A 25057-nucleotide genomic window follows, 5' to 3' on the forward strand; every position below is an offset into this window, starting at 1 on the left:
CGCTCAATAATCTGTGACTGGTGATCCCCTTGTAGCAGCTGCCGAGCCTGCGAGGCTGCGTTCGAGGACGAAGTCCTCGCAATCCCGGCGAACACTGTCTTCCTGAAAGAATCGGTTGCCTCACTTTACGACTGCTTCGCAGCCGAACGCAGCCTCGCAGGCTCGGCAGCTGCTACGGTCGGATTTCGGCTTGGTTGACCAGCATTAGACTGGGGTTGGCAACCACAACCGAAACCGTGCGCCCCCCAGCGGCGATGCTTGCGCGGTGAGTGTGCCGCTCTGTGCTTCCAGCGCCCGGCGGCTGATCGCCAGGCCCAACCCAAACCCGCCAGTAGCACGATCCCGACTACGATCCAGCCGATAAAACGGCTCGAAAATCCGCTCCCGCTCTTCCTCAGGAATGCCGATGCCATCGTCATCCACCCAGATCTCGCACCCCTTGGGGCACACCTGCACGCCGATCTGAATGCGTTTTTCGCAATAGCGCATGGCGTTGCGCAGCAGGTTCTGGATTGCCCGGGCGGTGAGTCGCGGGTCCAGCGAGAAGCGTTCGAGCTGGCCGTTAAGCAGCACATCAATGACGATTTCCGGGGATTCCAATTCTTCATCGACACTGCCGAGGATGCTGTCGATGAATTCATCCAGCGACACATCGACCTGTTCCGGCAGCCGCGCCGGGTTTTGCAATCGGCTGTAGGACAGCAATTCCAGCACCAATTCATCCAGTTCGCGAATGTGCGCGACCAAACCTTGCAGACGCTCGCGGCTGGTGGCTGGCAAGTCGTCGGACAGCGCCAGGGCCAGGCCGAAATCCAGCCGCGTCAGTGGCGTGCGCAGTTCGTGGGACACAGCGTTGAGCAAATCGCGTTGCTGGTTGAGCAGGTTTTCGATGTCGCCCGCCATGGTGTCGAACACGTGGGCCAGACTGCCGATGTTGGAGCTGGGGGAAATCTGCGTGCGCTCGCTCAGGTGGCCCTTGCCGAAGCGTTCGGCGGTGCCTTTGAGCCGTTCCAGATCGCGCCAGTGCGGGCGCAACCACAGCAACAGACAGGCGAGCATGGTCGCGCCGATCAGCACGTTGATGCTCCAGTACAACCAACTGACGTCCGTCGGGTCCGGCGGCACGACCATTTTCACCACCATCTGCTCGTTCAACGGCGCCACCGCCAAAGTGCGCCAGCCCCAGTCGCCAATACGCACGACATTCTCGCCGCGCTGCAAGCGTTGCCGCTCATCCTGGGTGAATTCAGCGTCGTCATTGCGGGTCAGCACGATGTGCAACGGCTGGAATTCCTTGTCCATCTCGGCCGCCAGTGCCGGCCACTGCCCTGAAGGCACGGCGCGAAACTGCTTGGCGATCAGCGTTTGCAATCCTCGGGAGTAATCGAGGTTGTAGGTCACGAAGCGCTCATGAAAAACCTGGATCACCAGGTCCGGCACCAGATAAATCGCAGCGCTGAACGAGACGATAGTCACCAGATAAAGGCGAAACAGGATTCTGAACATCGACTCAGCATTCCCACTCGGAGCGGCTGAACAGGTAGCCCTTGCCCCACACGGTTTTGATCTTGCGCGCCTCACCGGCGTGGTCGTCGAACTTGCGTCGCAGTTTGGAGATGGCCACGTCCACCGAACGGTCGGTGCCGTTGAATTCGATACCGCGCAAGCGTTGCAGAATCTGGTCGCGACTCAGCACTTCGCCGGCATGCCGGGCCAGCACCACCAGCAAGTTGTATTCACCGCTGGACAGCTCGACCAGTTGCTCGCGCCAGGTCACGGTGCGCTCAGACAGGTCGATGCACAGATTGCCCATGAGAATGCGGTCGTTGGCGGTCATCGGTTCGCTGAGGCTGCTGCGGCGCAGCAAGGTCCGCACCCGGGCCAGCAACACCCGCGGCTCACAAGGTTTGGTGACGTAGTCATCGGCGCCCATCTCCAGGCCCAGCACTTGATCGTGACTGTCGTCGCGGGCGGTGAGCATCAGGATCGGCAACGTCGCCGAATCGGCCCGCAACAAGCGGCAGACCTGCAACCCGTCGAGCCCCGGCAGCATCAAATCGAGAATCACCAGATCCGGAGGATTGACCCGCGCCCGTTCGCGCACAAGGTCGCCACGGCTGATCACGCTGACGCAATAGCCGTTGCGTTCCAGGTAGCTGGCAATCAGTTCGGAGAGCGCGGTGTCGTCTTCGACCAGGAGGATATTGGGCATGGGGTGTTTCCAGAAAGTGCAGTGGTGACCTTGAGGGCCTCTTCGCGGGCAAGCTTCGCTCCTACAGCGGTTCGCGATACCTCTGTAGGAGCGAGGCTTGCCCGCGAAGGCGGCATAACAGGCGCAAAGGATTCAAGCCGCCAAGGATATACGCCCTCACACGCCCAGGAGCAAAACCCTTACACAATTTCACACAGCGCCTACAAAGCTTCACCGCTACCCTCATCGGCTCCCCGTAGGATACGGGAGGTCATTATTGGGGTATTTACATGTCAAAGAATCTGCTTGCCCGGCTCAGCCTGATTGCACTGGCGTTGACGCTGAGCGCTTGCGACCAGTCCTCGACCGCCGAAGAACAGGCTCCGCTGGCCACGGTGCGCATCGAGACCATCGAAGCCCGGCCGTTGTCGATCAGCAGCGAGCTGAGCGGGCGGATTGCCGCACCACGCATCGCCGAAGTGCGCGCCCGTGTGGCCGGCGTGGTGTTGCAGCGGGCCTTCCGTGAAGGCAGTGACGTAAAAAAAGGCGACGTTCTATTCCGTATCGACCCGGCGCCATTCAAGGCCGACCTGGACAGCGCCGAAGCCGCATTGCGCAAGGCCGAGGCCAATGCGTTCCAGGCCAGACTGCAAGAGCAGCGTTACGCCCAGTTGATCGAAGGCAACGCCATCAGCGGCCAGGATTACGACAATGCCCGCGCCAACGCCCGACAGACCGCCGCCGATGTCGCTGCCAACAAAGCCGCCGTGGAGCGGGCGAAACTGAACCTGGGTTATGCCACTGTCACGGCGCCGATTTCCGGACGCATCGGCCGAGCGCTGGTGACCGAAGGCGCGCTGGTAGGGCAAAACGAAACCACGCCGCTGGCACTGATTCAGCAGTTGAATCCGATCCATGCCGATCTGACGCAATCGACCCGTGAACTCAACGACCTGCGTCGCGCGTTCCGTTCCGGCCAGTTAAAGGAAGTGGGCCAAGGTCAGGCCAAGGCCACGTTGATTCAGGATGACGGCAGCCTCTACCCGCTGCCGGGCAAGTTACTGTTCACCGACATCACCGTCGACCCGGGCACCGGTCAGATCATTCTGCGCAGCGAGTTCCCCAACCCCGACCTCGACTTGCTGCCGGGCAGCTTCGTTCGCGTGCGTCTGGAGCAAGCGTTCAATCAGCAAGGTATCAGCGTGCCACAACGGGCCATCCAGCGTGACAGCGCCGGCGTTGCCCAAGTGCTGCTGCTCGACGCCGAGCAGCGGATTGGCCAGCAGCCGGTCGAACTGGGCCCGGTGCAGAACGATCGCTGGATCGTCACCCACGGCCTCAAGCCCGGCGACCGCATCGTCACTGAAGGCCTGCAACATGCGCGCCCAGGCGAAAAAGTCCAGATAGATGACACCCCTCTTCCACTTGCCCAGGTTTCTGGTCAGTAAGCAGGACGCTTTTTATGCCGCAGTTCTTTATCGACCGCCCGGTGTTCGCCTGGGTGATCGCCTTGTTCATCCTGCTCGCCGGTGCGCTGGCCATTGTGCAGTTGCCGGTGGCGCAATACCCGAACGTTGCGCCGCCGAAAGTCGAAATCTATGCCACCTACCCGGGCGCTTCGGCGCAGACCGTGGACGAAAGCGTGGTCAGCCTGATCGAGGAAGAGCTCAACGGCGCCGACCATTTGCTGTATTTCGAATCCCAGAGCAGCCTCGGCAGCGCTACTATCACCGCCACGTTCCAGCCGGGCACTGACCCGGAAATGGCGCAGGTCGATGTGCAAAACCGCCTGAAAGTGGTGGAGTCACGTTTACCGCAAGCGGTGACTCAGCAGGGTTTGCAGGTGGAGAAAGTCTCCGCCGGTTTCCTGCTGCTGATCACCCTCACCTCCAGTGACGGCAAGCTCAACGACGTAGCGCTCAGCGATTACCTCGCGCGCAACGTGATGAATGAGATCAAGCGTCTGGACGGCGTCGGCAAGGCCCAGCTGTACGGCGCGGAGCGGGCGATGCGGATCTGGATCGACCCGCAGAAGCTGATCGGCTTCAACCTGACCCCGGCCGATGTCAACGCCGCCATCGTTGCGCAGAATGCTCAGGTTTCCGCAGGCAGCATCGGCGACTTGCCGACCCGCACCACGCAGGAAATCACCGCGACCATTCTGGTCAAGGGCCAGCTGTCGACGCCTGAAGAATTCTCCGACATCGTCCTCAAAGCAAATCCTGACGGCTCCACCGTACGCATCAGCGATGTGGCGCGGGTAGAAATTGGCAGTCAGGAATATCAGTTTTCCACGCGGCTGAACGGCAAACCGTCGACCGCCGTCAGCGTGCAACTGTCGCCGGGCGCCAATGCCCTGAGCACCGCGACGCTGGTGCGGGCGAAGATGGATGAGCTGGCGCGCTACTTCCCGGCCGGTGTCGAATACAAGATTCCGTACGACACCTCGCCCTTCGTCAAAGTCTCGATCACTAAAGTGGTCTACACCCTCGTCGAGGCGATGGTGCTGGTGTTTGCGGTGATGTTCCTGTTCCTGCAGAACATCCGCTACACGCTGATTCCGACACTGGTGGTGCCGGTGGCGCTGATGGGCACTTTCGCGACCATGCTCTTGCTGGGTTTCTCGATCAACGTGCTGACCATGTTCGGCATGGTGCTGGCCATCGGCATTCTGGTGGACGACGCGATTGTGGTGGTGGAGAACGTCGAGCGAATCATGGCTACCGAGGGCCTGTCGCCCAAGGACGCGACGCGCAAGGCGATGAAGCAGATCACCGGCGCAATCATCGGCATCACCCTGGTGCTGGTGGCGGTGTTCATTCCGATGGCGTTCATGCAGGGCTCGGTCGGGGTGATTTACCGACAGTTCTCACTGTCGATGGCCACGTCGATTCTGTTCTCGGCGTTCCTCGCCCTGACCTTGACCCCGGCGCTATGCGCGACACTGCTCAAGCCGATTGCCGATGGCGAACATCACGCCAAGGGCGGTTTCTTCGGCTGGTTCAACCGGCGCTTCGAACAACTCACCGAGCGCTATCAGGGCTGGGTTGCCTACGCGCTGAAACGCACCGGGCGTTACCTGTTGATCTACGGCGTGCTGCTGATCGGTCTGGGGCTGTGCTTCAGTCGTCTGCCCTCCTCGTTCCTGCCGGTGGAAGACCAGGGTTACACCATCACCGACATTCAACTGCCACCGGGCGCGAGCAAGAATCGCACGGTGCAGGTGGTCGAGCAGATCGAAGCGCACAACGCCACGGAGCCGGGCGTCGGCGACAGCACGGTGATTCTCGGTTTCAGTTTTTCCGGTAGCGGGCAGAACGCCGCACTGGCGTTCACTACGCTCAAGGATTGGTCGGATCGGGGCGGCGATGACTCGGCGAGTTCGATTGCCGACCGCGCCAACATCGCGCTCAGTCAGATCCAGGATGCCATGGCCTTTGCGGTGTTGCCGCCGCCGGTCGATGGCCTCGGCACATCCAGTGGTTTCGAATTCCGCCTGCAAGACCGTGGCGGTCTCGGCCATGCCACGCTGATGCAGGCGCGCAGCCAATTGCTGGCCGCCGCCGAGAAGAGCCCGGTCCTGATGAACGTGCGCGAAAGCGCCCTCGCCGAAGCGCCGCAGGTGCAACTTGAAGTCGACCGCAAGCAAGCCAATGCCTTGGGCATTTCGTTTGCCGACATTGGCAATGTATTGTCCACGGCGGTTGGGTCGGCCTACATCAACGACTTCCCCAACCAGGGACGGATGCAACGGGTGGTGGTCCAGGCTGAAGGTGATCGACGCAGTCAGGTCGACGACTTGCTGAAGATTCACGTGCGCAACGACGCCGAGAAAATGGTGCCATTATCGGCCTTCGTCCGGGCGAACTGGACCCAGGGTCCGGCGCAGTTGACTCGTTACAACGGCTACCCGGCCATCAGCATTTCCGGCGAACCGGCAGCGGGTTACAGCACCGGCGAAGCCATGGCGGAAATCGAACGGCTGGTGGCGCAAGGCCCGGCCGGGTTGGGTCAGGAATGGACCGGGTTGTCGTTGCAGGAACGCTTGTCCGGCAGCCAGGCACCGATTCTGCTCGGGCTGTCGCTGTTGATTGTGTTCCTGTGCCTGGCGGCACTGTACGAGAGCTGGTCGATTCCGACGTCGGTGTTGCTGGTGGTGCCGCTCGGTGTACTCGGAGCGGTTCTTGCCGTGACGTTGCGCGGGATGCCCAACGACGTGTTCTTCAAGGTCGGCCTGATTACCATCATCGGTCTGTCGGCGAAGAACGCGATCCTGATCATCGAATTCGCCAAGAGCCTGTACGACGAAGGCCATGACCTGATCGACGCCACCCTGCAAGCCGCCCGCCTGCGACTTCGCCCCATCGTGATGACTTCGCTGGCATTCATTCTTGGCGTGGTGCCGCTGGCGATTGCCACCGGCGCCAGCTCGGCGAGCCAGCAAGCCATCGGCACCGGCGTGATCGGCGGAATGATCACCGCGACCCTGGCGGTGGTGTTCGTACCGGTGTTTTTTGTGGTGGTGATGAAGCTGGTGCGCAAGCGCCACAAGAACATCTGACCAACAACACAAATCCGCTGTAGGAGCGAGGCTTGCCCGCGAAGGCGGCATATCAGTCAACACCAGCGTTGAATGTTACGGCCCATTCGCGGGCAAGCCTCGCTCCTACAAGGGATGGGTCGTTGTGGTCACAACGGACAACGCTGGGCTAAGGTGTTTGCACACCCTGGCCACATCGAGTTCTCATGTCCCTGCTCGCCCGCCCCCATCCTCGCCTGTCCGCCGCTGCCACACTCGGCATCGCGGTCGGCATTCTGGCTCCGGCCGAGATTCTGATAAACGGCGAGTTCAGTATTAAAGACAATGTCCCCAAATCCTGATGCCCCATCGCATCAATAAACCGTCAGCCCCAGGGTGATGCTTTTTGCCCTTCCCCGTACAAAACCTTCCAGACACTCCCCCTGCCATACACTAATCTGGCCCTTAGCCATGGGCCGGTGCGCTATATGAAACCAGGCCGATCAACTGTTTATCTTTAATACATCCAAAGAGCGGAAAAGAATCACATTTTTACGCAACTGTAAACTGTCAGGTATGGCAGTTTACAGCCGCGATGTGATGCGCTTTGATAGCGTATCCATAAGTAGGACCCCGAGTCAGGGTTCTTGGATACATCACTCATGCATAGAGGATTATATAATGATCACAAATGCTAAACTAATACCCGTGGCACCGTACTTTGTCAGCAATATTGATGGCGAATATTTTGTAGCCAATCAAAGGGAAGTAAAGGACGCCAATCTCCCGCCGTTTGATAAACATCTTATTTTTTTGGCCACTCAGCGTGAAATCAATTTAAATTACAGGGAAATCCGGATAATTCTGCCGAAAACCCTGGAATTCAAGACTTATTTATTGAGCGACCTCGATCCTTCGGTGCACTTTGAGTACATCGAGGATGTCGGCGTCATCCGTGTCTATAAAGGGATTGAAGGCTCCATCACACTCTTCGAATCAAACACCCCCAATTCCCTGGCTGCTACGTTCAAGGTTACAGTCGAGGATGACAACCACAATACAAAACTGGAGGTTAATGGCGACTTCGACATGTTGCTTTCATGACTCTGCGACACATAAAAAATACCCCGACTTCAATCGGGGTATTTAAGTTTCGGTCGCTGAAAGTTACGATTAAAAATCGTAGCTTACGCCCACACTACCGCTCCAGTTCTGATCGATAGTTTTACCTTGACTCCCCCCCAATTCGCCATAGATCTGCCAGTTCTTCTGCGCCGGCACCCAGTTCATTCCCAGTGTATATTCAAGGCTGGTACTGGAAGGGTCACTGTTAAAGTCATCATTATTGACCTGCACGTCGTTACTTTTTACAAATTCGTGCCCTACTGCCATTCGTACTCTAGGTTGCAGCTTGCTGCCGCTATCCAGCGCGATCTCGCGACCAACGGTCATCCCCACTTTACTTATCAGTGAGCGCGCCGCATCAGTATCAACCTCCAGGCCATTGTCCATCCTGTATTGTTTGCCCTCGACTGCAGCAAGGCCAATTTGAGCAAACGGTTCAATAAAATTACTTTTACCAAAACGAATGTGCTTGCCAACTTCCACCGTTGCACTTACACCTAAATTTTTATAGTTGCCTTTGCTGCGGGTGCCGTCACTCATCGTGACTTTGGCCTTGTTGTCAAACTGGTTGACCTTGCCCACCACATCCACATACACACCACTGGCTACGTCGAGTATCGTGCCATAGACACCCGCGTTGAGACTGTCCACCGTCGCCGTGGAACCGTTCTTGAGATCCAGATCGGTGCGCCCGGCCCCCACAAATGCCCCGATTAACCATTCCTGGCCACCGAGTTGCGCCTGAGTATCAGCGCCCAGCGCGAAACCTCGTTGGTTCTGGGTATAACCACCACCGTAAGCGTTCGAAACGTTGTATTGATTGCCATAGGTACGCATCCAAACACTGTTGCTCAGTTTTTTCACTGAGGCATCGTTTCGTGCCATGGTCGATGTATCTTCATCACCACTGCCAAGACGACGATCACCCAGACGGCTGTTGAGTGTGGTCATTTCCCCATAGAGGATGCTTGGCGCGCTACCGGCAATCGCCAGCACCGCATTGGTGGAGGTACTGACAGTCTGATTGGGTTGAAGGAAGAGCCCCTCACCCTCCCTCAACAAGCCATAAGTGCGTGAACCTGCATCAACCAGACCATTCAAGGCGAAGCTCGCATCTCCGCCAGCAATGTTGCCGATCTTCACCACATCGGAACTCGCTGGATTGGTGCCGCTCGCCGTCACCTGAAGTATGTGCTCCCCACTGGCATTCTTCGTGACATTCAGGAAATCGGTACGGTCGGTATCCAGCTCGGCATGCATGATGAAAGTACCTTTGCCCAACAGATTCTCCACATCCAATTGGTGGAAGGAGTCGTTATCACCCAGGCGAACAACACCCTTTCCAAGCGCCAGGTTTTGCACCGCGCTATTAGCTGTGGTCACCCATTGGCCAGCATTACTAATTTGGACAACCGCTGAATTATCAATTCGGCCGGTCAGCATGGACCCATTGTCGATCGTTACTACAGCGCCGCTGCCGGCCTGTGCAAAGATATCTCCGATCATGGTGCTTTGAGTATCGAACGTCACCTGAGTGACGTTTTGCAGATTACCGGTCAGTGAGGCGCCATTTTGAAAACGGGTCCGGGCAGTGCTGCCGGGGTCGACCAGCACATTACCTACAAGTGAACTGCTATCAACGGTGAGCCCGACCGTTGCCCCATTTTTAACCTCAAGCACATTGCCGTTACCCGCTACCAATGTGGAACCGTTGAGCACATGAATATCGGCTTTTGCTCCTTGCAAATTCAGTAAGCTGGTAGAGATCGCAGGACCGGTTCGACCTTCAATTCGTGAATTATCCAGGACTACCGTTGAAACTTCCCCGCGACCTGGTTCGGTCCCGATGCGCAAACCGACGTCGCCACCGCTGATAGCGCTATTTTTAGCCGAGAGTGATCCATTCAGGAGCCTGATACCGTCCGATGTCGCGTTAGTTGCGCTGACAGTACTTTTAATCAAATCGAGTACACCAAGGCCGTTGACCTGCGCACCCAGGCTGGAAGCCGTCACAGTGCTGTTGGTCAACTTCACGCTGGAGCCAGATTGATCCTGAATGTTCCGTGTCAATAGCAGGCCTGTAGCGTTACTCGTCACGGTGCTGTCGGTGAGTTCTGCACGGCTGCTGGCAAGGCGGATCGCTGCACCGGAACCTGACGTATTTTCTACCGTCCCCCCAGTCATTTCCATGACCGACAGGCGCTCAAGGCCAATCTGTTGGTTACTTCCCCCATTGACCACGAGCGTCGCACCTACTGCTCCGATATCTCGGGTATGTGCACCATTGGCAGTCAGTTCGGAGCCCGGGTTCAGTGTCCAGGATTCAAAAGGGGTGGTGCTATCAATCGTCTGGCTTTGTCCTGGATTCAAAACGCCGGCGTGAGAGGTCGAGACAGACAACATCAGCAGCGTAAAGGTAGGGACTCCCAAACCATTACTAAAGATGCCAAATTTTAAAGGCGGTGTGATATGCATGTGAGTAGCCCTTAGTAATACCCTCCGCTAAAAAAAACGTTCAGACCCAGCGCAGGACAATAGATATGGAAAGCGCGCCGAAGACTACAGGCGTAACTCATGCTTTTCTGTAGGACTAATCTCTACATCTCGACAGATAAGTCTTCAGCGCACTTATCTCTGGTGGTCTTTATCGCAAGGGTTTGTCAGTAAAATCACACCCAACCAACATAACTTCGTCAGTCATATTGATCGGGTGCCTATTCACTAATTAACCGTCACTGCCTACCCCCAAGTCATCACAGTACTCAAGACTGCTATTACGCACCCTGACAGGATGCATCTCTTTAGGCGACCCGAACGTTTGTCCTCCCAGCACTACCTCATACCAAATCTGTGCGTAATAAAAGGTGACCGGATTCGTTGGCGGTGTCTCCAGTTGAATCTTCTTGAAAAGGTCGTACTCCATTTCGAAGACTAGATCAGCTCCACCTACCGGCATCTTCTCAGTTTTGGTAAAAGTCACGTCGGTGATCGGCGTGGTAGCTGCTTCCTCTTTCCAGCCTTCCATTCTCATGGTGACTTCCCTCCCTACCGGAAGATCGCGATGGCCCCCTTTTGCCGATAGCTTGAGCGGTGGTACGGTAGTAACCTCGCCGTCTACGGTTCGAGGCACCATTGTTTTACAGGTGATATACCGCTTACCACCCAGCACAATAAATGGACCTATATGAGGTTCCAAGTCGATCTGGAATGTTTCGACCAGTACCACCGTTCTGGGTAACTGCCGCATGATATTGGGATTGCCGGGGTACTCAATGGTGTAATGAGCTTCAATATCTCCCAATCCGGCTGGTTCAATCAATGAATAATCAACATCTGCAAATACTGTGCTATCAGTATTCTTCATTGTTGCCGTGCCTACTGACTTGTTATTCCAGTAGAACGTGATTACCGCATCCTCTAGTAGATCTGGAGTGCCTGTCCACCTTGTAGCGGTGAAACGCACTGCCTCTCCAATGTCCGCCGTGGTCAAGTGGTTCTTGTCGCCAGCGCCCTCACGCCCGTTAACTTCGACCGGAAGCAGATTATCGTTGTCCAGCTCCGGCAATGTGTCAGGAGGTATCCCCGGGAATACAAAGTTAACGAATATGGTCGTTGCCGGATGAGAGATTGGAGCATCCGCGCCGCGTTTCAACGTGTAAGCGATTTCTACGGTCTTCTCCCCCGTAGCACCAGTCGTCACTACATCCAGAATGTCATAGGTCAGTTTCAGGCTGAACGGACCGGGACGAGCGCCCAAATCTCCACTGCCCAGCACTACCTCTTTGTCACCTTTGACTGTCACGGTTATTAGGTCTTTCGCGTCTCCGTTATCCGGATAGTCGATCAAGACAAAAATCTCTGTGTCAGAAGGCAAAAAGGTGCCGAGGCTGATGGTATCCGTATGATTAGGGCCGGCCGCCGGCACTCTGAGTGGTTTGAGCTGCGGGGGCGGCAGAAATTCGATCGGTAACGCAGGTGCGCCTGCGATAACCGAGTCCTGCGATGCGTTTCGCGGTGCGTCATGCAACATATAGCGATGGAACAAGCCTCCGTTTGGAAGCTTCCTCAGCTCAACGAGAGGGATCGTGAACTCTCCAAAACCCGCTGTCGTTGAGTCTGTAAGCGGACCTCGGTAAAAGACCGGCATGGTTGTGGTTGTGCCCTGTCTATTATCGATACAGAAAGTAATTTCATCACTGGCTACACGGTTGAGGTAGCTTGTTGCGACGCGAACAACTAGTCCCCCAGGGTTGGCAGTGGCCCAGCTTTCGTTAATCTTCTCCCCTCCAGCCACATCCAGATTGACAAAAATCGCGAAAGGCGGGGGTGTCCGACTGAAGGGTTTCTTTACATAATAGGGTGCATTCTTGTCGACAAAAAATGTAACAGGGGCCGAGCTATCTTCAATGCCAAGCCCATCGATGATAAGGAAGCGGCAGTAATATTCCGTTGGACCTGGAATGTCGGGATCATCCGGGATAAGGCTGTTCAGCACCGGAATATTTACAGGAAAGAAACCTGTAAAGTCCTCTGGTATATCGATCTCTCCGAGTTTTGTTTCAGCCTGGCCAGCCCTGCTCCCCATTACCATTGCTTTGCCGCCACCAACCAATCCGTCTTTGAGTTCCATTAATCTCATTTGGATAGCGGGCTTATTTAGCTCTGCCAACAGGATTCTGCCATCGCCTGGAATCTGACCGATGATTTCCGGCGGATCGGCAAAAATCCCAACCCGAGTTTTTTTGAGTGCTTCATCATTATCTGCATTTTCTTTGACAGTCATTTTAATGTTCTCCTTCCGTGCATTAAGCCAAATGGCTTGACCTGCTCTATCAGCCTGACAGCTATACACTCGCTTTCTTGATGAAAGCAAAGTTAAAAATACAGACCGAACCAGCAAACATAAGACCCCGTTCTTTGCTTATCGCCTTTGTTAGTCAGCAACACACTTACGCACTACTATTCAGCACCGCATTTACATCAAGCACACTAAAAAGCAAAGCACCCTCACACGTAACAGGACGCACCACCGGGAATAACTCTATCTATTTTTGCCAAGGCAGGATAAGACGTCCCAATTCGTCGACCGCCTCGGGTAATGGTATAAATCGCGACAATCGAGTCGTTATCAATTAATGGCTCTATGCAGGGCTTAAAAGGGACATGCTGAGAAAAACCGTCTGCAATTTCTTGATCATCCAAGTTTCTGACAAATGTATCTACCGCCTCTGACACTATATCTTCTCCATCTTGCCCAGGAGATCCATTAAGTGATCGATAACCTTGTAAGTGGAGGGAGAATTTATCGTTTGGACGCGCCAGTGGTTGCGTCGGAATCTCTATAACGATGCCAGATGTCAATTCAGGACGCGTTGCGCAATTGTAGTACCCATATGGCGTCAGATTGATAAAAATGGCCTTAGCAAGTTCCTCTCCAGGTCCTTGGGTGTGATCGATAATCAAGGGCTTGCGCGGCGATCGATCCGGCATACCAAACGCAGTCACGATGTAATAAAGCAATGCAGAACCATCAATGGCCATTCGTGACGCCGAGATCGGTACTTCAATCTCCAGTGGGACGATTCCCGTCGGATATTGCTCATCAAAGAGGAGATCCTCCTTGCCGTCCTGAAACCAAAACACTTCAAGATGGTCATCAAACGACGTTTCAGCCCAACGTTGTATTCGGGCCAAGGTACCGCTAATCAGAATCGGCAAGGGGATGAGGCCGTCAGGATCTATAACGCCATCCACAGTGATCTCGGCCGCCAACGTTTCGTCTACCGTGGACGAAAATTTATCTTCAATCGGTTGAGTGCCCACAGACATCGGCAAATCCTCGGCGGATGACACAAGTTGACAATGTTCACGCTCTCGAAACACATCGTTCTTTGGTATCGATTAGGCGCCGAAGGTGTTCTTATTGACTACTGTCAGATCTGACAGGTACTGATACCGCTCGTCGGATTTCGGTGATAATTCCAGACTTGAACGACTTCTCCGCCGCCCAACACAACCGCGTCACCCTGCTCGACGTCGCCGAACATCCGGGCGTCTCCAAGGCCAGCGTCTCGCGATTCATTGGCGATGACCGCGCCCTGCTCTCCGATGCCATTGCGTTGCGCATCGAGCAGGCCATCAGCGAGTTGGGCTATCGTCCGAACCAGATGGCTCGCGGCCTGAAACGTGGGCGCACGCGCCTGATCGGCATGCTGGTGGCCGATATCCGTAACCCTTATTCGATTGCCGTGATGCACGGGGTGACAACCGCTTGCCGTCAGGACGGTTAGAGTCTGGTGGTGTGCAATACCGATCGCGATGACGAGCAGGCGCCAGCACTTGGCGTTGCGCTGCGCGAGTTGCATCAGGAAATGCCCATGGTGCTGGTGGATCGCAAGGTCGATCAGCTCGATAGCGATCTCCGTTGGTGGGCAGCGGGATTACCGCCCGCGCCCAACCGACGGAGAGATTGGCACGAGTGCGTTTGAGTATTTGCTCAAGCGATAGCGTGGGGCTGACGGGCCGGTGCGGAACCTTCCGGCGCGATTGATTATGCGGGGGTCACAACCCTTGGGCATTTTCGGTGACTGTTCTGGCCTCATCGCGAGCAAGCTCGCTCCCACATTGTGATCTGTAGCGTTCACAAAACCCTGTGGGAGCGAGCCTGCTCGCGATGGGGCCAGCCCAAACAAAACAAATCCATCAGGCCCGCCGCACCTGCAGCAAATCCGCCGCACACGACGCAATCCGCTGGCACGCATCCGCCAGCTTCACCTGATCCACCACCAACCCGATCCGAATATGCCCCGCCGCGCTCGGTCCGAAGGCTTCGCCGGCCAGCACCGACACGCCATACACTTCAAGCAGCCGCTCGGCAAAATCTTGAGCGGCGAGCCCGGTCTGGCGCACGTCGACCATCACGAACATCCCGCCATCGGGTTTGATCGGCCGGATGCCCGGGCAAGCGCTCAACCTTGCACAGACCAGATCGCGACGCTGACGATATTCCTCGCGCATCAGCGCCACTTCTGGCAAGTCTTTATCGAGCGCCACTTGCGCGGCTTTCTGAACGAAGTCCGGAATCCCGAACAACATGCACAACGACAGATGCATCACGTGTTCAGCCAGCGGTTTGGGGCCGATCATCCAGCCGACTCGCCAGCCGGTCATGGCATGGGATTTGGACACACTGTTGAGGGTCGCGGTGCGCTCGGCCATGCCCGGCAGACTGGCCGGGCTGATGTGCTCGCCCTCATACAACAGGTCGCTATAGACCTCGTCGCTGATCAGCCAGAGGTCATGTCGCACGCACAGCGCTGCCAGCGCCTGCCAGCTCTTCAACGACAGGCTGGCACCGGATGGATTGTTCGGGCTGTTGAGCAGAATGGCCCGGGTTTTAACGGTGATCAGCGCCGCGAGATCCGCCGCCTCTACCCGAAAGCCGTTCTCCGGACGCACCGCCACCGGCACCACGCTGGCGCCGCAGGCACCGAACACGCCTTCATAGGTCACGTACATCGGTTCGGCAACGATCACTTCGTCACCCGGATCGAGCAGGCATTGGGCAACCGAATACACCGCGCACTGCGCACCGGGCAACACGATCACATGGTCGGCGTCGACCTCCTGGCCGCTGCGCCGCTGATGACGGCTGGCGATGCTGCTGCGCAGTGTGCGGGTGCCGCGTACATCCGAGTAATGGGTGTCACCGGCCAACAGGCTATCGATGGCGGCGTGGACGATGGGCAGCGGTGTGTCGAAATCCGGATCGCCGACCGACAGCAGCAGCACGTCGACGCCCTGCTCGCGCAATTCCAGCGCTCGATCGTGAATCTTCCAGGCTGCCGCTCCGTCACCGGCGATTCGTTGGGTCAAGGCTGAATAGCGCATGTACTTCTCCTAACGCGCGAGGTCCAGTTTCAACCCTATCTCAAATCACGAAACGCGCCACCATCGCATTCAAATCAACTGCCAATCTCGACAGTTCGTGGGTGGCGGCGCTGGTCTGGTTGGCACCGGCGGCGGACTGAGTGGCCAGGTCGCGAATGTTCACCAGATTGCGGTCTACTTCACGGGACACTTGAGCCTGTTCTTCCGAGGCACTGGCGATCACTAGGTTACGTTCGTTGATCAGCTGGATCGATTGGGTGATCTGCTCCAGGGCGATCCCGGCAGCACGGGCCATTTCCAGAGTGCTTTGAGTGCGCTGATTGCTTTGTTGCATCGACGAGACCGCTTCACCGGTGCCGTTCTGAATGCCGGCGACCATTTTCTCGATCTCCTGAGTCGACTGCGCGGTGCGATGGGCCAGCGCCCGAACCTCGTCCGCCACCACCGCAAAGCCTCGTCCGGCTTCACCGGCACGGGCGGCTTCGATCGCAGCGTTGAGAGCCAGCAGGTTGGTCTGCTCGGCAATGGCGCGGATCACGTCCAGCACTTTGCCGATGTCGCGGCCCTGAGCGGCCAGACCTTCGATCATCAGCGAAGTGTTTTGCACGTCGTGGGTCATGGTCTGGATTGCGTCGACGGTTTCCACCACCCGATCACGACCTTCGCGGGCCGCCTGGGTCGACTGGTTCGAGGCCTCGGACGTCGACACCGCGTTGCGCGCCACTTCTTCCACGGCGGCGGTCATTTCGTTGACGGCGGTGGCGGCCTGTTCGATCTCGTTGTTTTGCTGTTGCAGGCCACGGGACGCTTCTTGCGTCACGGTGCTGAGTTGTTCGGTGGCGGCGCCCAGTTGCGTCGCGGAGCCGGCGATCTGTTCGATGGTTTTGCGCAGGTTGGCCTGCATGGCGGACAAAGCCCCGAGCAAACGCGCCGGTTCGTCGTTGCCGTCGACTTCAATGACCTTGCTCAGGTTGCCGCCGGCAATGGTTTCGGCCGCGAGCACCGCACGGTTCAACGGCGTGAGGATGCTGCGGGTCAGCAGCCAGGCGAACAGCACGGTCAGCAGCGAGGCGATCACCGCCACGACCACAATGCCGATAAAAGCTTCGCTGTAATGCTCACCCGCTTTGGCCGACGCGGCTTTGGCGTCGGCGGCGTTGAGCGCTACCAGTTTGTTCAGTTGCTCGCCCATCTGATCGGTGCCCTCCTTGATCCGCGTGTTGATCAGGGTGCGCATCTCATCCAGTTTGTTCTGCCGCGACAGGTCCAGCATCTGGTTCTGGGCTTGCAGGTAATTGTCGAGGGTGGTCGCGAAGGTTCTGTACAGCGCCGCTTCTTCAGGGCTGGCCGGCAAGGCGGCATAGCTTGTTTGGGCAGTGCGCACCTTGTCGACGAGCACGCCGATGCGGGTCTGGGCTTCCTGCAACGCCGCCGGATCACGGTTGACCAGTACGCGGAACGAGAGAATCCGCAGGCGCAGGACGTTTTCCGTCATGTTGCCCAGAAACCCGATGCTGGGTAACTGCGTCGCTTCCATGTCGACAGAGGCCTGACGGATGATCGTCATGCGGTTCACGGCAAACACCCCTAGCACGATCACCAGCAAGGCAATGAAGGCGAAACCGAGGAAAGCTCGAGGCGCGATGTTCAGATTACGCAGTGACATAGGATGATCTCGGTAATTGAGGCGGCGAGCATCCTTGCGGGGATCACTGTTCGGGCGGGCGATGGCGCGCACCTTTCAGTTTGGCGCCACTGTTGTAGTTGGTTTGTGTGCGCCTATACGTTGTATCGGCCGGGGTTGAGGTTTGTTGCAGGGGTTGGGGAAATATTTTTCAGGGCTGTAGCAGCTGTCGAGCCTGCGAGGCTGCGTTCGGCGGCGAAGCCGTCGTGAAATCATGCTGCTCGGTGTGTCAGGGAACCTTTACTGGCAGGATCTACGACGGCTTCGCCGCCGAACGCAGCCTCGCAGGCTCGGCAGCTGCTACGGGGAATTGTGTCAGACCCGGATTTTGCGGGCGGCCACCCGCCACACCCGCGCAATATCGCGGGCGCGCTCACGCAACAAATGCGGCGCCTCGGCGCAGGCCTGTTCCAATGTCATCGGTCCGCTGGCCAAAGCAAAAGCCGCGTCGATGCCGTACTCATACAGCGCCTGATACCCCTCGCCCAAGGTCCCGGCGATGACGATGACCGGCACGCCGTGTTGGCGTGCAATGCGCGCCACGCCAAACGGGGTTTTGCCGCGCAAGGTCTGGGCATCGAAACGGCCTTCACCCGTGATCACCAGGTCCGCGCCTTTGACCGCCTCGGCCAGCCCGACCAGTTCAGCCACCACTTCCACCCCGGCCTGGAACTGAGCGCCGAGAAACGCCTTCGCGGCAAACCCGAGTCCACCAGCGGCCCCGCTGCCCGGTTCGTCACGCACATCCTTGTCCAGAGCTTGCGCGCAGAGTTCGGCAAAGTGCCCGAGGGCGTGGTCCAGTTGCTCGACATGTTCGGGCGACGCACCTTTCTGCGGGCCGAAAATCGCGGAGGCACCCTGAGGGCCGCACAGCGGATTATTGACGTCGGCGGCAATGTCGAAGCGCACCTCGGCCAGACGCGGATCGATGTCGCTCAGATCGAGACGGGCCAGTTGCGCCAAGGCCAGACCGCCGGGCACCAAGGTTTGGTCCTGAGCATCCAGCAGTTTCACACCCAAGGCCTGCATCGCTCCAGCGCCGCCGTCGTTGGTGGCGCTGCCGCCAATCGCCAGGATCACCCGTTGCGCGCCGGCATCCAGCGCGGCGCGGATCAATTCACCGGTGCCGTAGGTGCTGCTGGTGCACGCATCGCGCAGGTTCGACGGGACCAATTGCAGGCCACTGGCCTCGGCCATTTCGATGATTGCAGTGTGGTTCTGCGGCAACCAGCCCCAGGCGGCATTAACCGTAGCCCCCAACGGCCCCCGAACATGGGTGCGACGCAGTTCGCCGTCGCACGCGGCCAGAATCGATTCGACCGTGCCTTCCCCGCCGTCAGCCATCGGGCACTTGAGCAATTGTGCATCCGGCCAGACTTCCGCCAACCCCAACGCAATGGCGTCGGCCACACCTTGGGCACTCAAACTGTCCTTGAACGAATCGGGGGCGATGACGATTTTCATGCGAATTCTCCAGTTGCAATGCGTCCATGCTGCCAGCCGCCATGAACAATAACGCCGGTCCGCTGCACAAGTAGGTATGAGGATTATTGTTCATTTCCACAAAACCCTTGGCCGCACCCTTCGTTGTAGCAGCTGCCGAGCCTGCGAGGCTGCGTTCGACGGCGAAGCCATCGTAAATCCTGCAAGCACGATTTACCTGACACACCGCGGTGCATGATTTCACGACGGCTTCGCCGCCGAACGCAGCCTCGCAGGCTCGACAGCTGCTACGACGTTACGACGCTACGGTGCTGCGGTGCTACGGGGTGGCGGTCGGTAGGTCGGTTTGGGGCAGGAGCTGGACCCCGAGGTAGAGCGCGAGCATTCCATCCAGCTTAAGCGGATCGACGCCGCTGAGTTCGGCGATCCGTTCCATGCGATAACGCAGACTGTTGCGATGGATGCCCAGCGCATCGGCGCAGGCCTGGCTCTGGCCGTCGTGTTCGCACCAACTGCGCAGGGTCGCCAGCAGTTGACCGTTGCCATCCTTGGCGATGACTTTGCGCAGCGGCTGCAGCAGTTCATCCAGCGCATCGTCATTGCGGTGGCGCCAGAGCATTACCGGCAACCGATAACCGTTCAATGTGAGCAAGCGTGAATGCGGCAATACATCACGCCCGTAGGCCAGCAAATCACCGACCCGCCGATAGCAACGGCGCAACCCCGACAATCCATCAGCCTGCCCGCCCACGGCAATGCGCAAGATATTCCAGCCGAGGCCATCGAGTTTCTCCAGCAGCCGCTCGTTCTCGATCCCAGGCGTTGCCGGTCGGCACCAGAGCAACGAAGAATTGGCCGAGCTCACGCACCAACTGTCCGGATAGCGTGACATCAACCAGGCGCTGAGCGCTTCGACGGTCTGGCCCGGGCCGTGCTCCATGCCCAACTCGAACAGATACGGCACTCGCGTCAACTGCGGTTTGAGCCCCAGTTGCTGCGCTTCGTCCAGCAACCGCGGCGAATCCCCCGCCTCACTGAGCAGCAGCGCCAACAAATCATCGCAACGCTGACGCCGCCATTGCTGCTCGGCTTGCTGATTGCGCTGGCCCACCAGCATCTCGGCAGTCATGCGCACCAGTTCGGCGTAAGTGCGCAATTGTTCAGGCTCGCCGGTGATGCCCAGCACACCAATCAAACGCTGATCGAGCATCAGCGGCAGGTTGATCCCCGGTTGCACGCCTTTTAAATGAATCGCGGTTTGCGCGTCGATCTCCACCACGCGGCCGTTGGCCAACACCAGTTGCGCGCCTTCATGGCGAGTGTTGATGCGCTCCGGTTCGCCGCTGCCGAGGATCAGCCCCTGACTGTCCATGACATTGACGTTGTACGGCAGGATGGCCATCGCCCGGTCGACGATGTCCTGGGCCAGGTCGTGATCGAGTTCGAACATAGCGCGGTTCCTTTAAAACGTGATGGAACGGGTTGTTCACCCGCACAGGCCTTGGTCGCAAACCCTGTGCTCAGGCACAAAGACAACCACCCAAGGGGTGGCCGAGACTCACTGGGCGATCAACGTTACCCTTGCGTCGCAAAAAATCATAATAAAGAGAGAGCCCGCCATGTCACAGAGCGCCGCAGCTACCCTGGCCACCACTGACGACAAAAATGCCGTCTACAAACGCATTACCCTGCGTTTGATCCCCTTCATCTTCATCTGCTATCTGTTCAACTACCTCGACCGGGTAAACGTCGGGTTTGCCAAACTGCAGATGCTCGACGCACTGAAATTCAGCGAAACCGTGTACGGCCTCGGCGCCGGGATCTTCTTCATCGGCTATGTACTCTGCGGCGTGCCGAGCAACCTGGCCCTGACCAAGTTCGGCCCGCGACGCTGGATCGCGCTGATGATGATCACCTGGGGCACGCTGTCGACTTGCCTGCTGTTCGTCACCACACCGACCGAGTTCTACACCCTGCGCCTGTTTACCGGTGCCGCCGAAGCGGGGTTCTTCCCCGGTGTAGTGCTATACCTCTCGCAGTGGTTCCCGACGTTCCGCCGTGGTCGCATCATGGCGCTGTTCATGTCGGCGATCCCGGTGTCTGGTTTGCTCGGCAGCCCGTTTTCCGGGTGGATTCTCACTCACTTTGCCGCAGGCCAAGGCGGTCTCGCTGGCTGGCAGTGGATGTTCCTGCTGCAAGGCATTCCGACCGTTATTCTCGGCGCGCTCGCCTACTTCCTGCTCAGCGACAGCTACGCCAACGCCAAGTGGCTGACCCCTTACGAGCGCTCGGTGCTTGAAGCCGATCACGCTGAAGACCTGACCAGCAAACCGAGAACCACCACCGATTCCCTGCGGGCAGTGTTCAAGAACCCGGCGATCTGGGCCTTCGGCCTGATTTATTTCTGCATCCAGAGCGGTGTCTACGCGATCAACTTCTGGCTGCCGTCGATCATCAAGAACCTGGGTTTCAGCGATAACCTGGTGATTGGTTGGCTCAGTGCGATTCCGTATTTGCTGGCAGCGGTGTTCATGTTGATGGTCGGTCGTTCGGCGGACCTGCGCAAAGAACGTCGCTGGCACTTGGTGGTGCCAATGCTGATGGGCGCGGTGGGCTTGCTGATCGCGGTGAACTTCGCCACCAACCCGGCCATCGCCATTCTCGGCCTGACCATCGCCACCATGGGCGCCCTCACCGGCCTGCCGATGTTCTGGCCGGTGCCGACGGCGATGCTTAGCGCGGGTGCAGCTGCCGGTGGGTTGGCATTGATCAACTCCATGGGGCAGATGGCGGGTTTCCTTAGTCCCTATCTGGTGGGCTGGGTCAAGGACAGCACCGGGTCGACCGATGCGGCGCTGTATCTGCTGGCGGGTGTGATTGTGTGCGGGAGTCTGCTGGCGTTGCGCATGACGCGGACGTTGCGGGTGTAACTCGAAATCAAAAGATCGCAGGCTGCGCCAGCTCCTACAGGTGAACGCGTACGAATGAACGCATGGGATCTACCGTAGGAGCTGCCGAAGGCTGCGATCTTTTGATCTTGATCTTCAGTGGTTGAGAAAAGATCACAATCAAAAGATCGCAGCCTCCGGCAGCTCCTACGGGGTCGGTTTGTCAGGATTACTGCGGATCGAGATTATCCAGCACTCGATTGACCGCCAGCTCACCGTTCATCACGACCTGTTGAATCCCGAGCATCGTGCTGCGATAGGGTTCGCCCACCAATGCGGCGAAATCACTGAGCATCATGCTTGCTGATTTCATGGATTCGCAGGCGTGGGCCAGCAAACTTTCCGAATCGACATCGGGCGCAACGATGAACATCTTGCTGGGTTTGCGAGCAGGTTCTTTGGGGGGCTTGAGGTAATGATCGAGGGCGCGGTCTGCGGCCTCGTTAAGTTTTTTTGAATCGAGGGATTCGTAGGGGGATGTCGGATCTGATTCCGGCGGGTTTGGTGTTGGTTTGAACATAGATGAAACTCCTCGCACTATAAAAGAAGGAGCCATCACCCTCGCTACCAAACGAAGGGTGGCGGCCATACGCAGGTTGGTAGACCGGGTGCAAGGAGACCGGCGCGTCCGAAGACGCCCTGTGCATGACCACCATAAAGCAGAGACGAAAAACGCCCCGAATGATGGTGCAATGCACCTTACACAAAACCGGGCTACCAAACCCGATCGCTGTTTTTCAGCGACACGGAAACGATACAACCCGGGCACAAGGCGCACTAGCCGGCGGATTCTGGCGTAGTCGTAGGCAACGGCGCAAGGATGTGTAGCCTCTGAGAGCATCCATCGATGCCATTTAAACATTGCTGTTTATTGCCACCGACTCAATGTGGGAGCGCGCTGATATTCAGATTGCTTCCAACAACAGTTCTGGTATTTGATTAGGGCTTTCTGACCGGTAAAAGGATTTCGTCATGAGCTATCGCACGCTGGGTCATTCGGGTTTACAGGTGTCGACCCTTACATTGGGCACCATGATGTTCGGCGAACAGACCAGCACCGAAGATTCCCTGCGAATCATCGACAAGGCCTGGGACCAGGGCATCAACTTCATCGACACTGCGGACGTGTACACCAACGGCCGCTCCGAAGAGATCGTCGGCGAAGCGATTGCCAGTCGACGTCAGGAATGGGTGCTGGCGACCAAGGTCGGTTTCGGCCCAGTGGACGGTGTGCCGAACCGCAGTGGCCTGAGCCGCAAGCACCTGTTCAACGGCATCGACGCCAGCCTGACGCGGCTGGGCACCGATTATCTGGACATCTATTACCTGCACCGCGAAGACCACAACACGCCACTGGAAGTCACGGTGTCGGCCATCGGCGATTTGATCCGCCAGGGCAAAATCCGCTACTGGGGCCTGTCGAACTACCGTGGCTGGCGCATCGCCGAAGTGATTCGTGTGGCCGACAAACTCGGTGTCGACAGGCCGGTCATCAGCCAGCCGCTGTACAACATCGTCAATCGTCAGGCGGAAACCGAGCAGATCACCGCCGCGCAAAACTATGGCCTCGGCGTGGTGCCTTACAGTCCGTTGGCGCGCGGTGTGCTCAGCGGCAAGTACGCGCCGGACGTGACACCCGACGCCAACAGCCGCGCTGGCCGTCAGGACAAACGTATTCTGGAAACTGAATGGCGGGTTGAGTCGCTGCGCATTGCACAACAGATCCGGGAATACACTCAGGGCCGTGGCGTGGGCATCGTCGAGTTCGCGATTGCCTGGGTGCTGAACAATGGCGCCGTTACTTCGGCCATCGTCGGCCCGCGCACCGAAGAACAGTGGGACGCGTACACCAAGGCGCAGGCGGTGAAGATCACAGCTGAGGATGAAGCCTTTATCGATTCGCTGGTGACACCGGGGCATGCGTCGACACCGGGATTCAATGATGTGAGCCATTTTGTGTCCGGGCGAAAACCGCGTACGGCGTGAGATTTATCGCGGGCAAGCCCGCTCCCACAGGTTTTGTGTCGACCTGCTGACTGTGCTTTGGCTCAGATCCTGTGGGAGCTGGCTTGCCTGCGATAGCGATGCAACATTCAACCACGATGTTGGAAATATTGATCACGTGCCCAATATTCAGCACAAAAACCACGTATCCTGCGCGCCTCGATTGACCGTCAACCCGCGAGGGCAGTTTGTCTAAAGGTATCGCTCTATCGGTCACAGCCTCGGTGCTGTTTGCCGTCATGTATTACTACACCTCGTTGCTCACCCCTTTGAGCGGTGTGGAAATCTTTGGCTGGCGGATGCTGCTGACCGTACCGTGCATGACGGTGTTCATGCTGGTGTCCGGTGAATGGCGGCGAGTGGTCGAACTGGTTCGCCGGTTCGCGGGCCAGCCGAAGTTGATCGGTGGGCTGCTCGTTTCGTCGGTACTGCTCGGCGTGCAGCTCTGGCTGTTTATGTGGGCGCCGCTCAACGGCTACAGCCTCGACGTGTCGCTGGGCTATTTCCTGCTGCCGCTGGCCATGGTGCTGACCGGTCGCATCGCCTATGGCGAACAGCTGTCGTACCTGCAAAAGATTGCGGTGTTCTTTGCCAGTCTCGGTGTGCTCAATGAGCTGTACCACGTGGGCGGATTTTCTTGGGCGACCCTGCTGGTGGTGGTCGGCTATCCGCTGTACTTCGTGCTGCGCAAATGGCTGAAAGCGGACAACCTCGGCGGCCTGTGGCTGGACATGACGCTGATGCTGCCGGTGGCGTTCTGGTTCGTGCAAAGCGGTGAGCAAGGTTTTGGTGTGTTCGATCAGTACCCGGCGTTGTCCTGGCTGATTCCGCTGCTCGGCGTAATCAGCGCTTCGGCGCTGGTGGTCTACATCATTGCCAGTCGGCTGCTGCCGTTCAGCCTGTTCGGGTTGCTGAGTTACGTCGAGCCGGTGCTGTTGCTCGGCGTGGCGTTACTGTTGGGCGAAAGCATCAAGGCCAGTGAATGGCTGACTTATATTCCGATCTGGTTGGCGGTGCTGGTGCTGGTGTTTGAAGGGTTCAAGCATCTGGTGCGGCAACGACGCCGGCCGATGTAATGGCCTGTGTAATGTAGGAGCGAGGCTTGCCCGCGAAGCTTTTAGCGCCTTCAAGGGCCCCTTCGCGGGCAAGCCTCGCTCATACAAGGATTTTGCATGATGTCTAGTCCTGAAATAGGTTTACACCTGTTTCACCCTAACGCCCGATGCACCGCATCGGGTGTTTTGTATTTCAGG

The 25057-nt window shown here is 57.8% G+C and carries 16 protein-coding genes and 2 pseudogenes; 8 read left to right on the top strand and 10 right to left on the bottom strand.

The genetic code is table 11. From position 1 onward, the window contains the following. Positions 1 to 204 precede the first annotated feature (204 nt). Positions 205 to 1506 carry an ATP-binding protein gene (locus NHU87_RS26415; RefSeq protein WP_253553923.1) on the bottom strand — a complete coding sequence of 434 codons (1302 nt, stop codon included), beginning with the start codon at positions 1504 to 1506 and terminating at the stop codon, positions 205 to 207. A 4-nt stretch (positions 1507 to 1510) separates the two neighbouring features. After that, positions 1511 to 2212 (bottom strand): response regulator transcription factor, encoded by a 702-nt coding sequence (locus NHU87_RS26420; protein WP_253553925.1) that lies wholly within the window; start codon positions 2210 to 2212, stop codon positions 1511 to 1513. Between the two features lie 269 nt (positions 2213 to 2481). Between NHU87_RS26420 and NHU87_RS26425 the strand changes: the two genes are divergently transcribed. The 4 genes and pseudogenes from NHU87_RS26425 to NHU87_RS26440 all read left to right on the top strand — a co-directional run bounded on the left by NHU87_RS26425 (position 2482) and on the right by NHU87_RS26440 (position 7814). Beyond that, positions 2482 to 3639, top strand: a complete 1158-nt coding sequence (locus NHU87_RS26425; RefSeq protein ID WP_253553927.1) for an efflux RND transporter periplasmic adaptor subunit — start codon at positions 2482 to 2484, stop codon at positions 3637 to 3639. A 14-nt stretch (positions 3640 to 3653) separates the two neighbouring features. Beyond that, positions 3654 to 6752, top strand: coding sequence for an efflux RND transporter permease subunit (locus NHU87_RS26430; RefSeq protein ID WP_253553929.1), 3099 nt, complete (start codon positions 3654 to 3656; stop codon positions 6750 to 6752). Positions 6753 to 6937: 185 nt separating this feature from the next. Beyond that, positions 6938 to 7033, top strand: a pseudogene (locus NHU87_RS26435) (DUF1345 domain-containing protein); the annotation flags it as partial. 358 nt (positions 7034 to 7391) lie between these two features. Next, the gene (locus tag NHU87_RS26440) at positions 7392 to 7814 is read left to right on the top strand and encodes a hypothetical protein (protein ID WP_253553931.1); all 423 of its coding nucleotides are present in this window, start codon (positions 7392 to 7394) and stop codon (positions 7812 to 7814) included. Between the two features lie 69 nt (positions 7815 to 7883). Here NHU87_RS26440 and NHU87_RS26445 read toward each other — a convergent pair whose 3' ends face one another. The 3 genes from NHU87_RS26445 to NHU87_RS26455 all read right to left on the bottom strand — a co-directional run bounded on the left by NHU87_RS26445 (position 7884) and on the right by NHU87_RS26455 (position 13664). After that, a complete protein-coding gene (locus NHU87_RS26445; protein ID WP_253553933.1) occupies positions 7884 to 10310 on the bottom strand; it encodes an autotransporter outer membrane beta-barrel domain-containing protein in 2427 nt (808 codons plus the stop codon). A gap of 250 nt (positions 10311 to 10560) precedes the next feature. Continuing rightward, the gene (locus tag NHU87_RS26450; RefSeq protein WP_253553935.1) at positions 10561 to 12618 is read right to left on the bottom strand and encodes a hypothetical protein; all 2058 of its coding nucleotides are present in this window, start codon (positions 12616 to 12618) and stop codon (positions 10561 to 10563) included. Positions 12619 to 12842: 224 nt separating this feature from the next. Continuing rightward, positions 12843 to 13664: a hypothetical protein gene (locus NHU87_RS26455; RefSeq protein ID WP_253553937.1), complete on the bottom strand. Its 822-nt coding sequence runs from the start codon at positions 13662 to 13664 to the stop codon at positions 12843 to 12845. 158 nt (positions 13665 to 13822) lie between these two features. Between NHU87_RS26455 and NHU87_RS26460 the strand changes: the two are divergent. Beyond that, positions 13823 to 14257: pseudogene (locus NHU87_RS26460) on the top strand (LacI family DNA-binding transcriptional regulator); the annotation flags it as partial. A gap of 280 nt (positions 14258 to 14537) precedes the next feature. Here the strand turns inward: NHU87_RS26460 and NHU87_RS26465 are convergent. From NHU87_RS26465 to NHU87_RS26480, 4 genes are all read right to left on the bottom strand, one after another. Then, complete coding sequence (locus NHU87_RS26465; RefSeq protein WP_253553939.1) at positions 14538 to 15725, bottom strand: pyridoxal phosphate-dependent aminotransferase; 1188 nt, start codon at positions 15723 to 15725, stop codon at positions 14538 to 14540. 40 nt (positions 15726 to 15765) lie between these two features. Further along, positions 15766 to 17391: a methyl-accepting chemotaxis protein gene (locus tag NHU87_RS26470; RefSeq protein ID WP_253553941.1), complete on the bottom strand. Its 1626-nt coding sequence runs from the start codon at positions 17389 to 17391 to the stop codon at positions 15766 to 15768. Positions 17392 to 17724: 333 nt separating this feature from the next. After that, positions 17725 to 18873 carry a glycerate kinase gene (locus NHU87_RS26475; protein ID WP_253553943.1) on the bottom strand — a complete coding sequence of 383 codons (1149 nt, stop codon included), beginning with the start codon at positions 18871 to 18873 and terminating at the stop codon, positions 17725 to 17727. Positions 18874 to 19171: 298 nt separating this feature from the next. Next, positions 19172 to 20302, bottom strand: a complete 1131-nt coding sequence (locus NHU87_RS26480) for a sugar diacid recognition domain-containing protein (RefSeq protein ID WP_253553945.1) — start codon at positions 20300 to 20302, stop codon at positions 19172 to 19174. 169 nt (positions 20303 to 20471) lie between these two features. Between NHU87_RS26480 and NHU87_RS26485 the strand changes: the two genes are divergently transcribed. Next, positions 20472 to 21782: an MFS transporter gene (locus NHU87_RS26485; RefSeq protein WP_253553946.1), complete on the top strand. Its 1311-nt coding sequence runs from the start codon at positions 20472 to 20474 to the stop codon at positions 21780 to 21782. 187 nt (positions 21783 to 21969) lie between these two features. Here NHU87_RS26485 and NHU87_RS26490 read toward each other — a convergent pair whose 3' ends face one another. Further along, complete coding sequence (locus NHU87_RS26490) at positions 21970 to 22320, bottom strand: DUF6124 family protein (RefSeq protein WP_253553950.1); 351 nt, start codon at positions 22318 to 22320, stop codon at positions 21970 to 21972. Positions 22321 to 22772: 452 nt separating this feature from the next. On the opposite strand from NHU87_RS26490, the gene NHU87_RS26495 reads away from it, so the two are divergent. Together NHU87_RS26495 and rarD are read left to right on the top strand one after the other, a co-directional pair. Then, complete coding sequence (locus NHU87_RS26495) at positions 22773 to 23786, top strand: aldo/keto reductase (RefSeq protein WP_253553972.1); 1014 nt, start codon at positions 22773 to 22775, stop codon at positions 23784 to 23786. Positions 23787 to 23992: 206 nt separating this feature from the next. Next, a complete protein-coding gene (gene rarD / locus NHU87_RS26500) occupies positions 23993 to 24880 on the top strand; it encodes an EamA family transporter RarD (RefSeq protein WP_253553974.1) in 888 nt (295 codons plus the stop codon). The last annotated feature ends 177 nt before the right edge of the window (positions 24881 to 25057 follow it).

Origin of the sequence: Pseudomonas mandelii (assembly GCF_024138395.1) — a bacterium.
Lineage (GTDB): Bacteria > Pseudomonadota > Gammaproteobacteria > Pseudomonadales > Pseudomonadaceae > Aquipseudomonas > Aquipseudomonas mandelii_E.